General features: G+C 61.9%; 15 protein-coding genes. 2 read left to right on the top strand and 13 right to left on the bottom strand.

Annotated elements, in window-relative coordinates:
- Positions 1–140: 140 nt before the first annotated feature.
- A complete protein-coding gene (locus tag HY962_16980; protein MBI5648628.1) occupies positions 141–539 on the top strand; it encodes a GxxExxY protein in 399 nt (132 codons plus the stop codon).
- 469 nt (positions 540–1008) lie between these two features.
- On the opposite strand, the gene HY962_16975 is transcribed toward HY962_16980, so the two are convergent.
- Both HY962_16975 and HY962_16970 read right to left on the bottom strand, forming a co-directional pair.
- Positions 1009–2556: an acyl-CoA carboxylase subunit beta gene (locus tag HY962_16975; protein MBI5648627.1), complete on the bottom strand. Its 1548-nt coding sequence runs from the start codon at positions 2554–2556 to the stop codon at positions 1009–1011.
- A 179-nt stretch (positions 2557–2735) separates the two neighbouring features.
- Positions 2736–3539: a hypothetical protein gene (locus tag HY962_16970; protein ID MBI5648626.1), complete on the bottom strand. Its 804-nt coding sequence runs from the start codon at positions 3537–3539 to the stop codon at positions 2736–2738.
- 171 nt (positions 3540–3710) lie between these two features.
- Here HY962_16970 and HY962_16965 point away from each other — a divergent pair, with 171 nt between their 5' ends.
- The gene (locus HY962_16965) at positions 3711–4241 is read left to right on the top strand and encodes a periplasmic heavy metal sensor (protein MBI5648625.1); all 531 of its coding nucleotides are present in this window, start codon (positions 3711–3713) and stop codon (positions 4239–4241) included.
- A 63-nt stretch (positions 4242–4304) separates the two neighbouring features.
- On the opposite strand, the gene HY962_16960 is transcribed toward HY962_16965, so the two are convergent.
- The 11 genes from HY962_16960 to HY962_16910 all read right to left on the bottom strand — a co-directional run bounded on the left by HY962_16960 (position 4305) and on the right by HY962_16910 (position 13825).
- Positions 4305–5009: an SDR family oxidoreductase gene (locus HY962_16960; GenBank protein ID MBI5648624.1), complete on the bottom strand. Its 705-nt coding sequence runs from the start codon at positions 5007–5009 to the stop codon at positions 4305–4307.
- A 14-nt stretch (positions 5010–5023) separates the two neighbouring features.
- A complete protein-coding gene (folE, locus tag HY962_16955; GenBank protein MBI5648623.1) occupies positions 5024–5578 on the bottom strand; it encodes a GTP cyclohydrolase I FolE in 555 nt (184 codons plus the stop codon).
- Positions 5579–5640: 62 nt separating this feature from the next.
- Positions 5641–6051 carry a 6-carboxytetrahydropterin synthase gene (locus tag HY962_16950; GenBank protein MBI5648622.1) on the bottom strand — a complete coding sequence of 137 codons (411 nt, stop codon included), beginning with the start codon at positions 6049–6051 and terminating at the stop codon, positions 5641–5643.
- A complete protein-coding gene (locus HY962_16945) occupies positions 6048–6629 on the bottom strand; it encodes a DUF3501 family protein (GenBank protein MBI5648621.1) in 582 nt (193 codons plus the stop codon). Before HY962_16945 ends, HY962_16950 begins: the two co-directional genes overlap by 4 nt.
- 45 nt (positions 6630–6674) lie before the next feature.
- Complete coding sequence (locus HY962_16940; protein ID MBI5648620.1) at positions 6675–7097, bottom strand: rubrerythrin; 423 nt, start codon at positions 7095–7097, stop codon at positions 6675–6677.
- A gap of 39 nt (positions 7098–7136) precedes the next feature.
- On the bottom strand, positions 7137–7601 hold the full coding sequence (bcp, locus tag HY962_16935; protein MBI5648619.1) for a thioredoxin-dependent thiol peroxidase: 465 nt from the start codon (positions 7599–7601) through the stop codon (positions 7137–7139).
- A gap of 28 nt (positions 7602–7629) precedes the next feature.
- Positions 7630–7947: a sulfurtransferase gene (locus HY962_16930; GenBank protein ID MBI5648618.1), complete on the bottom strand. Its 318-nt coding sequence runs from the start codon at positions 7945–7947 to the stop codon at positions 7630–7632.
- Positions 7948–7980: 33 nt separating this feature from the next.
- A complete protein-coding gene (locus tag HY962_16925; GenBank protein ID MBI5648617.1) occupies positions 7981–8448 on the bottom strand; it encodes a peroxiredoxin in 468 nt (155 codons plus the stop codon).
- A 39-nt stretch (positions 8449–8487) separates the two neighbouring features.
- On the bottom strand, positions 8488–8691 hold the full coding sequence (locus tag HY962_16920) for a dodecin domain-containing protein (protein ID MBI5648616.1): 204 nt from the start codon (positions 8689–8691) through the stop codon (positions 8488–8490).
- A gap of 70 nt (positions 8692–8761) precedes the next feature.
- Positions 8762–10885, bottom strand: a complete 2124-nt coding sequence (gene glgP, locus HY962_16915; protein ID MBI5648615.1) for an alpha-glucan family phosphorylase — start codon at positions 10883–10885, stop codon at positions 8762–8764.
- A gap of 18 nt (positions 10886–10903) precedes the next feature.
- Positions 10904–13825, bottom strand: a complete 2922-nt coding sequence (locus HY962_16910; protein MBI5648614.1) for a S8 family peptidase — start codon at positions 13823–13825, stop codon at positions 10904–10906.
- Positions 13826–14482: the final 657 nt, after the last annotated feature.

Here is a 14482-nt window from a genome sequence, read left to right as displayed (position 1 = left end):
GGGGTGGCTGTTGGGCGTAGTGCCGTTCCCGCGGGGGTGGACGGATGGGAAGGTTGAACACGATTCAACGGGTCGATGGAATTCGGGAACAAATGTTTTTCTCACTGCGTATAAAGTCCGGATTGTTTAGGGAGGACGAGATGGATCATCAACGTATCACGGAACAAATCATCGGGTGCGCAATAGCCGTGCACCGCGCGCTCGGCCCCGGCCTGCTGGAGTCGACGTATGCTCATTGCCTCGCACATGAATTCCGGAAACACCATCTCGTCTTCGAGACTGAACGGATTGTACCGGTGTATTATGACGGCATCCATCTTGATTGCGGATACAGGATGGATTTTCTCGTGGAACAGACAGTGGTGCTCGAAGTCAAGTCCATGGAAAAGATTCTGCCACTTCACCAGGCCCAGGTACTCACATATATGCGACTCGGTTGCTGGCCTGTCGGCCTCCTCATCAATTTCAATGTCGAGATTTTAAAAATTGGAATCCGCCGGCTCTATCTCAGTCCACGGTATCTGAATCCGTATTCCTGAAATAAACCTCCGTTCCCTCCGTTCCTCCTGTAAACCAGCACCCACCACCACCACCGCGGGAACGGCACTACGCCCAACAGCCATCCTAGCCGCGCGTAAAAAAAAACCTCCGTTCCCTCCGTTCCTCCTGTAAACCAGCACCCACCACCACCACCGCGGGAACGGCACTACGCCCAATAACCACTCCTAGCCGCGCGTTATAAAAACCTCCGTTCCCTCCGTTCCTCCTGTAAACCAGCACCCACCACCACCACCACGGGAACGGCACTACGCCCAACAGCCACTCCTAGCCGCGCGTTAAAAAAAACCTCCGTTCCCTCCGTTCCTCCTGTAAACCAGCACCCACCACCATCCCCGCGGGAACGGCACAACGCCCAACAGCCACTCCAAGCCGCGCGTTAAAAAAACCTCCGTTCCCTCCGTTCCTCCTGTGTGCTTTTCTCCCGTTCCTCCACTCCTGTAAACCCCACTACAACGGAATGTTCCCGTGTTTTTTCTTGGGATTCGTGTCGACCTTGGTCTCGAGGATTTCGAGGGCGCGGATGAGTTTGGCGCGTGTGTCGCGCGGGAGGATGACGTCGTCGATGTAGCCGCGTTCGGCGGCGACAAAGGGCGTGGCAAATTTTTCGCGGTACTCCTCTATCTTCTGCGCGAGCGCGTCGGCCGGAGAATCGGATGCGGCGATCTCTTTTTTGAAGATGATCTCGACCGCGCCCTGCGGGCCCATGACGGCGATCTCGGCGCTGGGCCACGCGAAGTTGAAGTCGCCGCGGATGTGTTTCGAGTTCATCACGTCGTACGCCCCGCCGTAGGCCTTGCGGGTGATGACGGTGACACGAGGCACGGTGGCCTCGGCGAAGGCGTAGAGCAGTTTCGCGCCGTGGCGTATGATGCCGCGCCATTCCTGATCGGTGCCCGGGAGAAAGCCCGGCACGTCCTCGAACACCACGAGCGGTATGTTGAAGCAGTCGCAGAAACGCACAAAACGCGCGGCCTTCACCGACGCGTCGATGTCGAGCACCCCCGCGAGCACGGCGGGTTGATTGGCCACGATGCCGACCGGACGCCCCTCGAGCCGCGCGAAACCGACGAGGATATTGCCCGCGTAGTGCTCGTGCACTTCCATGAAGTCGCCGTCGTCGACCACACGCAGGATCACGTCCTTCATGTCGTAGGGTTTGTTCGGATTGTCGGGAATGACTGTGTCGAGCTCCGGCACCACGCGCTCGCGGCCTCCGAGGTAGGGCGCGCGGGGCGCGTCCTCGGCGTTGTTCTGCGGGAGGAAACTCAAGAGGCGGCGGATTTCGAGCAGCGTCTTCACCTCGTTTTCATGGACAAAATGCGACACGCCGCTCTTCGACGCGTGGGCCATCGCGCCGCCGAGATCCTCGCTCGAAACGTTCTCGTGTGTGACCGTCTTCACGACGTTGGGTCCGGTGACAAACATGTAGCTTGTCTGATCCACCATAAACACGAAGTCGGTGATGGCCGGCGAATACACGGCGCCGCCCGCGCAGGGTCCCATGATGGCACTGATCTGCGGCACTACGCCCGAAGCGAGCGTGTTGCGGAGGAAGATGTCGGCGTAGCCGCCCAGACTCACGACCCCCTCCTGTATGCGCGCTCCGCCGCTGTCGTTGAGCCCGATCACAGGCGCGCCGACCTTCATCGCCATGTCCATGATCTTGCAGATTTTTTCGGCGTGAGTTTCCGACAGTGATCCGCCGAACACTGTGAAGTCCTGACTGAAGACAAACACCAGGCGGCCGTCCACCGTGCCGCTGCCCGTCACTACACCGTCGCCGAGGAAGTGCTGCTTGTGCAGACCGAAGTCGTGCGAGCGGTGCACCTTGAACATGTCGATTTCCTCGAAGCTCCCGGGATCGAGCAATATCTCTATCCGTTCACGCGCGGTGAATTTGCCCTTCTCGTGCTGGGCCTTGATGCGATCCTTGCCGCCGCCCAGTTGGGCCTTCGCGCGCATTTCTTCAAGCTGGGTGGTGTTTTTTTCGGACATCGGTCGATTGGAGTTAGGAGCTTGGAGTTAGGAATTAGGAGTTGTGATGGGGATGTGGGGAATAAGGACAATGTACACGGGACAGAAAATACTTGTGAACGGTGGTGATAGGGACAGCGAGATCAACAAGCTTCGGAATTCTGAATTCTGGATTCTGGCTTCTGAATTCTGGCTTCTGCCTATTGTATTCTGGCCGCTGAATTTTTGTCCTGTACGGCGGCGAGTTCGCGGTCGAAGCTGCCAAAGGCATCACGGATGTCGTCGAGGGCGCGTTGCGCGGTGTCGGCATCGGCAAGCAGCTCGTCGATCTGCGCGGTGACGCCTGCCGGATCGGCCATGGTTGTCGCCTGCTCGAGGAGGAGCCGCATCAGATCTTCCAGTGCCTCGATGTGCGCGCCAAGCAGTTCCTGATTCTTCCGCGCTATGCGCAGCTTCTCGATGCGCTTCTCGATAATATCACGCTGGCGCTGTTTCACGCGACGTAATTCCTCGTCGGCGCCTGCAAGCTCGGCGTCGAGTGACACAAGTCGCGCAGCGAGTTCGTCCTCACCCCCGGCCTCGAGCACGCGCCGGTAACTGTCGCGCGCGGCCAGCATCGAGGCGAAACGTGCAAGCGCGGTGTCGAGATTCGACTCGGTGCGTTCGAAGAGCGCGCGCTCGGTCTCGCCCGCGCCCGCAATGGTGGCGCGTATGCGTCCCGCAAGCGCGGCCATCTGATCGAAACGCGTCTGGTTCGCGGGATGCAGCGATTCGCGCGTCTTGCGCAACGCCGCCTCGCTGTCGATGCGGCGGTGTTTGTCGGCACGACGCTGCACCGAGGCGCGGAAGGGCGGCAGCATCGGCGCGCCAAGCAGCCACACGGCCTCGGCGGCCGCGCCCGCGAGCAGCAGTACCGGACTCATCAGCAGCAGCGAGAATATCGCCACGCCCGACATCACCACGATGTTGACTTGTGACGTGAGGGCGGCTTTTATGTACGACACGTATGATCCCATGGCGATGGCGCTTGCAACAGTGAAATGACAGTAATATGGAATATAGAAAACGCGGCGCAGGGGTCAAACGCGCGCACTGGCACACATCGTTAAACCGCGACACAGGGGACGTGTCTTATTCATCGTATTCGCACGACTCGACACTCTGGAGACCCCACCATGACACGACTCATTCTTTCCCTACTCATCTCGCTTCTCGCCCTGGGCGGGATGTCGACTGCGCAGCCCGGACGACGCGGCGACGGTCGCGAACGACTCAAACTCACCGAGGCGCAGGAGAAACAGATGAAGGAGATCCGCGCCACAACGCAGACCGCTCTCATCGACCTGCGCGCCACGGTCGCAAAAAAACGCATCGAACTCCGCGGCATCATGGACAACGACATGCCCGACCGCGCTGCCGCGGAACGGCTGATGAAGGACATCTCGGATGCGCAGTTGCGCATGAAAATGCAACTGCTCGACACCGACCTCAGCGTACGGAAACTTCTGACACCGGAACAGCGGGAGATCTACAAGGACCTCAAGCGCGAACGCCGCGAGATGGCTGCTGAAAAACGCGGCGGACACGGACGCGGCGCACGTGGAGACTGCCGTCGTGGTCCGGGCGGACCAGGCGGACCAGGCGCACCGGGTGAACCGGGCGGTCCGGGTGGACCGACTGCTCCCGACGATCCTGGAGCCGAGTGATCCACTCCCCTGCTCCATACACTGCATGAAACAACGAGCGCCCCGCGGGGCGCTCGTTCTGTGTCAGGACAGCGGGCCGCCTATGGGCTGCATGTACAGGTCTTCGACCAGCACACCCGCGGGAAGTTCGAGCGTGTGCCACACCGCTTCGGCAACATCGGCGGAGGCCATCATACGATGTCCGTGTTTTTCGAGCACACGCGCGGGCCAAATTTCCGTGCCTGTCGCGCCGGGGAAAATGCTCACGATTCGCACGCCACTTTTACGCACCTCGTGACGGAGGCAATCCGTCAACGCCTTGAGCCCGGCCTTCGAGGCGCTGTAGAGTGAGCTGTCGGAGAACACATCACGCGAGGCGACCGAGTTGATCATGACGACGGTGCCCGCGCCGCGTTCGAGCATGCCGGGCAGCACGGCCTGCGTGCAGAGGAAGGCGCCGCGCACATTCGTGCGGAGCAGGCGGTCGAGATCGGCGACACCCGATTTCATGAAGGGAAGGAACACGGTTTCGCCTGCATTGTTGACCAGCACGTCGATGGATCCGAGCGCGCCGTGCGCGGCCTCGAAGGCAGCGCGTACCGAGTCCTCGTCGCCCACGTCGCAGCGCGCCACACAGACACGCGCGCCCGCCGCCTCGAGTTCGGCCGCCAGCGCGACAAGCGTCTCGTCGTTGCGTCCGCTGAGCGCGATCCCCGCGCCCGCGCGCGCCGCGCGCCGCGCGATGGCCGCGCCGATGCCGCGTCCCGCTCCCGTAATCCAGATGTTCATGCCCGCCCCTCCGTCTAGTAGTCGACCCGCGTGTTGATGAGCCGCAGAAATTCCATGCGTGTGCTCTGCTTCATGCAGAACTCGCCGAGCATCGTGCTCGTGGTTGTGAGAGAATTCTGTTTCTCGACGCCGCGCATCATCATGCACATGTGGCGCGCTTCACAGACCACCGCCACGCCGAGAGGATTCAACGCCTCCTGCAGCGCATTGGCCACCTGTTGTGTCATGCGCTCCTGCACCTGCAGGCGCCGCGCGAAGATGTCGACGATGCGTGGAAGTTTGCTCAGGCCAACAATCTTTCCGTTCGGGATATAGGCCACATGGCAGCGCCCGAAAAAGGGCAGCATGTGATGTTCACACATCGAGTAGAAATCGATGTCGCGCACGATGACCATCTCGTTATAATCTTCCTCGAAGATGGCGTTGTTGAGCGTGGCCGCGAGATCGGCCTCGTATCCGCTGGTCAGGAACTTCATCGCCTTCGCCACGCGGTGCGGCGTTTTGAGCAGACCGTCGCGCTGCGGATCCTCGCCCAATTCGGTCAGCAGTTCGTGCACGATGCGCTCCATGCGTTCGTGCCTGCCCGGAATCGTGTCGGTGTCGAAATCGTCGTGTATGTGTGACTCGTGTTTCATTGCTCGCCTCTGTATTCGACGACGTTGTTCTCCGTTTCGCGCAGCACGATTTTTTCGAGCCGGCCGGCGGGCAGCGCGTCGACGAGCTGCCCCCAGATGGCGACGGCGATGTTCTCGGCCGTCGGGATCATGCCGCGCAGAAAATCCACGTCGGTGTTGAGATTTCTATGGTCCACTTTGTCGATCACGCGGGACCGTATAATGCGTTTGAGTTCCTTGAGGTCCACCAGATACCCAGTCTCGGTATCGATGGGGCCCGCCACGGTGACCTCGAGCACATAGTTGTGTCCGTGCCCCGCGGGATTGTTGCACTTGTCGAACACCGCCTCGTTCCTTTCGTCGGACCAGGCGGGATTGTACAGCCGATGCGCGGCCGAAAATGTCTCGCGGCGTGTGACCCGGATCATGCGCGCAAATCCTCCATGAGGGACGCGCGTGCCGCTCCCTCTATCGCCACGCGGTGCGTGTAGCCGTGATGATCGATCGCCAGCCATACGGGCTGCGCCGTATCGCAGAACCGACGCGCGAGCGCTTCGCCGAGCGGGAAACGCAGGTACTGCACCGCGCTCACACGCGTGTCGCTCGATTGATCGAGATCAAACACGGCGCGGATCTCGTCGGTACCGATGCCCAGCGAGATGCCGCTCTGCGGGAGTCCCACAAAAAAATCCAGCACGTCGCGCGCATGTTCCGCCTCGGTCACCTCGATGAACATCGTGGCGCTCAACTCGTGCGCGCCGGGGATGAGTTCGTTGTAGGTGTCCACTTCGTGCTGCACGGCCTCGGGCTGCTCGATCTGCTCGACACGAATCATCTCCTGAATCTGGAAGAGCACGGTGTCGCGGTTTTCGAAGACAAGCGACATCAGCCCGCCCACCGCGAAACGTCGGTCCTGCTTGAGACGAATCACGTCGCGGCGCATTCCGCGGCGCAACGTTTCATATTCCGTGATCGGACGAAGTTCGTCCGCCGAAATCGGTTTCACGCTGCCTGCTCCTGCCGCCGGAACAGGCGGGAGACGTGTGTCATGTCAATCCTTGGGCATGTTGTCGAGCGCCTTCTGGAAGCGGCCCGCGTGTGATTTTTCGGCGCGGGCGAGAGTCTCGAACCACTCCGCTATTTCGTCGAAACCCTCCTCGCGCGCGATGCGCGCGAAGCCGGGATACATTTCCGTGTACTCGTAGGTCTCGCCCTGAACGGCCGAGCGGAGATTGGTCTCGGTGTCGCCGACGGGCATGCCGGTGGCCGGATCGCCGACCTCGGCGAGAAACTCGAGATGGCCGAAGGCGTGGCCGGTCTCCCCTTCCGCCGTGTCGCGGAAAACTCCCGCAACGTCGGGCTGGCCCTCGATGTCGGCCTTGCGCGCAAAGTACAGGTAGCGCCTGTTGGCGATGGCCTCGCCGGTGAATCCCTGAATCAGGTTGTTGTAGGTCTTCGAATCGTGCAGGCGCATGGTGTCCTCGTCAGGTGCGTGTGTGCGGAGGGTGGGAAATCAATCCAGGCCCTGCAGCGCCTCGAGCACCGCGTCCACATGGCCTGTCACTTTCACTTTTCGGAATATCCTTCTTACAACGCCGCGACGGTCCAGCACAAAGGTGGAGCGTTCGATGCCCATGAAGGTTTTTCCGTACAGACTTTTCTGTTTCCAGACGCCGTACGCGTCGAGCGCCTCGTGTTTCTCGTCGCTCAGGAGACGGAACGGCAATTCGTGTTTGGTCTTGAATTTTGCATGGGATGCCACGCTGTCGGCGCTCAGTCCGAGCACCACCGCGCCAGCCGCCTGAAGGCGCGCGAAGCTGTCGCGGAAGTCGCAGGCCTCCTGCGTGCAGCCCGGAGTGCTGTCCTTCGGATAGAAGTACAACACGACGGGCGAGCCGAGAAAATCGCGCAGCGAAACCGGCGCGCCCGTGTCGTCGGGCAGTGTAAAGGCGGGTGCTTTTTTTCCTTCTTCAAGCATGGGATCTCCCGGTGCGTCGCGTGTCGTCTCAGTATTTTTTCACGCGCTGGTCGACAAGGTCGGACCATGCGTTGATGCCGCCGTACAAGTTGTACACGTTGGTGAATCCGGCCTTTTCCATCACGCGGCACGCAAACACGCTGCGCGACCCGTGATGACAATATACGAGATGCGGCACGGACGGATCGAGTTCCGCCAGCCGCAGGGGAAGGACGCCGAGCGGAATGTGCACGGCGTCCTCCAGGCGGCAATGATTGTACTCCCACGGTTCCCGGACGTCGAGAAGCACGAATGGGTCCTGCTCGTCGAGCAGACGCCGGGCGTCGAGGGGATGCAGATGTGTCATGGTCCTTTCCGATTACGACAACGGATTTTCGGATCAGATTTTCTGCAGTTCAGCCATGACGACGTCGTAGTCCGGCAGTATGCCCGGATTCTCGGCCACCCACTTGTAGCGGATGACGCCGTCGGCATCGAGCACAAAGATGGAACGCTGGGCGACGTTGTACCCGTCGATGCCCGCGAAGTTCGGCAGTTCGACGCCGTAGGCCTTTGTGGCCACGCGGCTGTGATCGGAGAGGAGCGGGAAAGCGATCTTGTTCTTCGCGGCGAACTCGCCGTTTGCAAACGTGCTGTCGACGCTGATGCCGACGATGTGCGCATCGAGCGTGTTGAGTTGTGCCAGGGAATCCTGGAAGGTGCACATTTCCTGCGTGCAGACGCCCGTGAAGGCGCCGGGGTAAAACGCGAGCACGGTCTTCTTGCCGAGGAATTCGCCGAGCGAGCGCGGGGCGCGCGCGGTGTCAGCGAGGGTGAAGTCCGGTGCCTTGGTGCCGAGATCAGCCATGTGGTGCTCCTGTGTTGGATGGTACGTGTGGGTCGGCAGTCACGACATCTTGCAGCCGAACCGCACGGTGACCTGGAACTCGATGCCCTTCGACGGCTCTACAACGCGGCCGCGTGTGGAAACGACTTCGAACCAGGCCACTGTGCGTGTCGCCGACGCGGCCGCTACGGCCTGCTGTACGGCGTCCTCAAAGCTTGCGGTGGAGATTCCCACGATGTCGACGTATTCGAATGCTGCTGCCATGGAGATAATCCTTGAATGGTGTAACAGAAAAATGTGATGGGGCGTTCCGTGCTGTGTTGTATGACGCCTGTCAGGGCAGGTAGTACTTGGTCACGTACTCCGACACCATGCGGTCGGTATTGAATTGCGGGATGAGCGTGGTCATGGAATTCCGAATCCGCTGTATCCAGGTGCGGGGAATACCGTACTCGTCACGCGCGTAAAATTCGGGTATCACCTGCTCTTCGAGGGTCCGGTACAACGCCTCTGCGTCGAGGAGGTCCTGGGCCGCGGGATCCGTGCCGTCGGCATCCTCGCCTATGGCCCAGCCGTTGCGTCCGTTGTATCCCTCGCGCCACCACCCGTCGAGGATGCTGAGGTTCAGCCCGCCGTGAATGAGGATCTTCATGCCGCTGGTGCCGCTGGCTTCCATGGGGCGGCGCGGTGTGTTGAGCCAGACGTCCACTCCCGACACCATGTGGCGCGCGACGTTGATGTCGTAGTTCTCGAGAAAGACGACTTTGCCGAGCAGCGCGGTGTTTTTTGTGTGACCCACAATCTGCTGGATGAACTTCTTGCCCTCGTCGTCGCGCGGATGCGCCTTGCCCGCAAACACGAGCTGCAACGGACGTTCGTCGTCGTTGAGCAGTTCGGCGATGCGCGCAAAATCACTGAATATCAATGGTGCGCGTTTGTAGGTGGCGAAGCGCCGGGCGAAACCGATGGTGAGCACGTCGGGCGAGAGTATTGTGTCCTGCACGCCGCCGAAATCCGCGCCCGCGCGCAGATATTCCTTCTTGATCACACGGCGCGCGTACTCGACGAGATCGCGCCGCAGGCCGTAGCGCAAGGCCCAGAGATCCTCGTCCGACAGCAGGTCCGGATCCGACACCTGTTCCCAGATCGCCTTGCTCTTCAGGTAATAGATCCACTTTTCGCCGAGATGCCGGTGCCAGAACTGGCGTGTGCGATGGAACATCCATCCCAGCATGTGCACGCCGTTGGTGCAGTGTCCGATGGGCACGTCCTCGGCTGTCGCCGCGCCGTAGATATCCTTCCACATCTCGCGGCTCACGTGTCCGTGCAATTCACTGACGGCATTGGCCGCGCGCGACATGCGCAGCGCGAGCACGGTCATGGTGAAGCTGTCGAGCGGATCACCGGTGTGCTCCTGGCCGTACGGCAGGATGTCGGCGACGGTCATGCCGGCGTCGGACCAGCATCGCGCCAGCATGAATTCGAGCAGCTCGGGCGTGAAGCGGTCGTGTCCGGCGGGCACGGGCGTGTGTGTGGTGAACACACAGTGTTTGCGGACCCACGCCTCGGCGGCGGACTTGGCCTCCCCTGCCGCAAGACGTTCGCGCATCAGCTCGAGTGTGAGGAAGGCGCTGTGCCCCTCGTTCATGTGATACACGGTGGGCTGCAGGCCGAGCGCGCGCAGGAAACGCACACCGCCGATGCCGAGCACGATCTCCTGCATGATGCGTGTGGTGCTGTCGCCGCCGTACACACGCGCCGTGATCTCGCGGTGATGCAGTTCGTTCTCGGGCCTGTTGGTGTCGAGCAGGTAGATGGTCGCGCGTCCGGCGTTGACACGATAGGCGTGGAAATGCACGGGCGTGTGCCCGATGTCGACCGAGCTGACCACCGGCGCGCCTGTCTCGTCGGTGACGAGTTCGACAGGCAGATTGTGCGGATCGAGCACGGGATAGGATTCGTGCTGCCAGCCGTCCGGCGAGATGGACTGTTGGAAATACCCGTTGCGGTAGAAGAGACTGATGCCGACAAACGGCAGCCCGAGATCGCTGGCCGATTTTGTATGGTCGCCCGCGAGAACACCCAGGCCGCCCGAGTAGATCGGGAGGCACTCGTGCAGACCGAACTCGGCGCTGAAGTACGAGATGAGTTCCTCGCCCGTGCGGTTCTTATGCGAGTTCCACCACGTGTCGCGTTTGTTGATGTAGGCGCGGAACTGCGCGAGAACGTCCTCGACACGTTCGAAGAGTTCCTGGTCGCAGAGGCGCGCGCGGAGTTCCTGATCGGACACGGTGTTCAGCACCGCCACCGCGTTGTGATTCGATGAGCGCCACTTCTGTTCGGAGAGGATGTAGAAAAGATCCTGGGCGTCGGAATTCCAGGTCCACCAGAGGTTGCGCGAGAGTTCGTGCAGGCCGCCGATCAGTGCGTCGACGCGGGTGAGATATTCAGGTGCCATTCTTTCGGGGAGTTGGGATTAATCGGTGAGCATAAGTGGGGCGCGCGTTTCATGCGCTCCGCCGCTGAGGCGGATGATGTAGAGACCGCGCGCGAGGCCGGAGAGATCGACGGTGCCCGTCGAGATTCCCGCGGGATACTCGCGGAGTGCGGCGCCCGCCACGCGTGTACCGAGCAGTGTGTACACGTCGATGGCCACGGGACCGGCCTGCGGCATTTCAAACGCAAGTGTCGCGACACCGCCGCGCGATGCGGAGACGGGCTGCGGGTACGTCGCAAGAAGACGCAGCGCCTCGGGCAGCGCGGGTGTGCCGTCCGCGCCGACGACGGGTGGATTTCTCCAGAACGCCTGCGCCATTTCGACGCGTGTTTTCAGGGTTCCCATGTTGGTCCCCACCACATGCCCGAACACAAAGATGGCGCTCGCGCCGGGCGCGATGTCGGCCGTCGGGCCGCTCAGGACGTAGGCGAGGTTGCCGTCGGTGGTGCTGCGATTTCCCGCGAAGGACGAAAGCGCGCGCCACTTCTCGGCGGCAGTGAAACCGTCGAGTGTGCCGAAGGGATTGCCCGTCGTCACACGGTGGTCGTTGTTGATCGCCCAGAACGACGCGCGGCGCGGATCGTTGTCGGGGAGCGAATCGATGACAAAGCTGCCCACGGTCGGCCAGCCGGTTTTGGTGATGGTGCCGAAACGCAGCGTGGAATCGTAGGCGGCATGGCCGATGTAGTACTGCGGATATCCGCCGAAGTCCATAAACAGACCAAAGCGCAGGCCGTTCACCGGTTCCGTGCCGGTGTTGGTGACCGTATATTTTGAGACAAGCATGTCCGGAAATCCGCGGTTCGAGAAGTCGTACATCTCGTGGCGCACATCGATGGGCAGGCGGCGCGCGGAGTCCGCGCCCGAGGCCGTAAAACGCGAGGTCGCGCGTGTGGCAGCGAGTCCGGCGGGCGACACGATGGTCACGCCCTCGCGCAGGCGCAGGTCGTTGTCGCGCGCGAGGAAGTTGCCCGCGCTGCGCGCATTGCCGACCACGTGGCCCGCGTCGGTGCCGGCGAGGACGGATCCGAGATAGAGCTGCGCGTCGGTGCCGGCGTATTTCATGCCGTTGCCGAGTGTGTTGTCGGGATAATTTCCGAAGCCCAGCATGCCGTTGGGGAACACGGTGAGCATGAGCTGTCCGCTGCGCATGTCCTGATACGAGGGATTGACGATGACGGAGACAAAATCGAAATCCTCGTAGGTGCCGCTGCTGATGTCGATGCGGAAGAGCACGGTTGCGTCGAAGGTGGACGACGGCCGCACGGTAAAGCGGAAGGGCTGCGCGGCATTGCCGCCGGTGGCGCCCGCCGCAAGCGCGGGCACCGAGACGGCGGACTCGGTCACGTCGACGCTCGCGGCGTTGGTGACGGGCACGAGTGTCATCTGTATGGGACCGGATGTCGCGTCGAGATAGTTTTTGAGGACCACCGTGATGCCGACGCTCTCGCCCGGATCGAGGCGCTTGTCGTTGTTCGGATCCGCGACAGTGAACGACTGTATACGCAACGAGGGTCCGGCCGGATCGGTGAGCGCGCGCAGCGCGTTGATACGTCCCTTGCCCGCGTATTTGGCGCGCGACGGATTCTGCGCGTCGATGTTGTCGCAGGTGACACGCACACGTTCACGGATCTGTTCGGCAGTCATCGTCTTGAAATGCGACGCCACGAGGGCGCAGAGTCCGGAAGCCATCGGAGCGGCGGCCGACGTGACCGAGCCCCAGGGCGAGTAGGTGTTGCCCACGTTCGTGGAGAGCGCGCCGTCGGCGGGACAGACCACATCGAGCGGCGGGCCGTAGCCCGAACCGCCGCCGATCACGTCCTGCGCGTTACACACGCCGGCGTCGAGCACCGCGGGATAGGAGGCGGGATAAAACGGCGTGGGGGCTCCGTGATTGCCCGCTCCGCCGACGATGACCATTCCTCCCGCAACCGCGGCATTGACGACATCCTCGAGCGCCTTCGAATATCCGGCGCTTCCCCAGCTCGCGTTGAAGACGCGCGCGCCGAGGCGCTGCGCGTAGGGAATAGCATCGTAGCCGAAGGCGAGATTGCCGCCCGCGTCCGCGCCGATCTTGATGGGAAGGATGCGGCACTTGTAGCCGATGGAGGCGATGCCGATGCGATTGTTGGTGGCCGTTCCGACGAGTCCCGCCACGGACGTGCCGTGTCCACCACCCGTCGAGCGGGTGTCGTTGTCGGGAGTGGCATTGTCGGCGCCGCCGAAGTCCCACCCGTGCCAGTCGTCTTTCATACCGTTCCCGTCGTCGTCCACGCCATTGCTGCGTTTGTCGCGTCCCTGTCCGTCGCGTCCGTCCTCTCCCGGATTGATCCAGATGTTCGGTTCGAGATCGGGGTGATCCCATTTCACGTCGGTGTCGGCCACTGCCACAACAACGGTGGTGTCACCTTCGCTCACATCCCAGGCCTCCTCGGCCTTGATGAGTTTCATATAGGCCTGGCTCGAGAACAGCGAGTCGTTGGGCGTCTTGGTTCCGCCGAGAGGTTCAAAGAGGAAATACGGTTCGGCATACTCCACACCGGGCACTGCGGCCAGCAGGCGCGCGGCATCCCACGGCGAGACGGGGGCGCTGTAGCGCACCTTCTGGATACGCGCCACTTCGGCCTCCGCGCGCTGCTGCGCTTCGGGCATGGCGGCTTTCCGCAGAGCGGACCATGCCGGCGTGTAATCCCGTATCAACGGTTCCACCTGCGATGCACCCAATGATTCGAGCGCCGTGCGCAGCGCCGAAGGTCCGCCCGACAGCGTCGCCCGCGGAGCATCCGCGCGGGTTTTTACCACCACCACACCCTGCATGACAGCAATCTCCTGCGCCACCACGGTATGAAAAGCGAGAAGGAAAAGAAGAAATGCGGCAATGAGGAGGGCAAGGCGTCGCATGGCGCTCTACTTCTTTGTGGAAAGTGGATGTAAGGGCGATCGGAACCGATTCCAAAGATAGTTTGGACTGCGGGGAAAGCAAAACGGACGGGGGACGGGGGACGGGGGACGGGGGACGGGGGACGGGGGACGGGGGATTAGGGAGTGGGGAGTGGGGGTTAGGAATTAGGAGTTAGGAGTTAGGAGTTGGGAGTTGGGACGCGGAAGCGGGACAGCGGGACCAGAACGCTGTGTCACCCCGAGCTTGTCGAGGGGCGACGGGACAGCGGGACAGTGTCTCGCTGAGTTCGCCTTTGGCGGCGGGAGATGCACCCTCACCCCGGCCCTCTCCCGTTCCGGGAGGGTGACTAGTCTGGCTTGGGCGGTGTCGTTGGCGTGGATCGGTAGGTGGTAGATGGGTAGACGAATAAACGACACGCCGATCCGATTCCCTCCGCGTTGTGTTCAGTGCGTGCGCTACTCACGGATCACATCCGCAGGGGCGACCGGCGGTCGCCCGACACACGTGCGGGAATCTCGTAGATGGGTGGATGGTAGATCGGTAGGTGGTAGATGGGTAGACGAATAAACGACACGCCGATCCGATTCCCTCCGCGTTGTGTTCAGTGCGTGCGCTACTCACGGATCACATCCGCAGGGGCGACCGGCGGTCGCCCG

Source organism: Ignavibacteriota bacterium (genome assembly GCA_016218045.1).
In the GTDB taxonomy this organism is placed as follows: Bacteria; Bacteroidota; Ignavibacteria; order SZUA-365; family SZUA-365; genus JACRFB01.
Note: the sequence above shows the minus strand (reverse complement) of the source record. Positions and strands in the feature narration are given on the sequence as shown.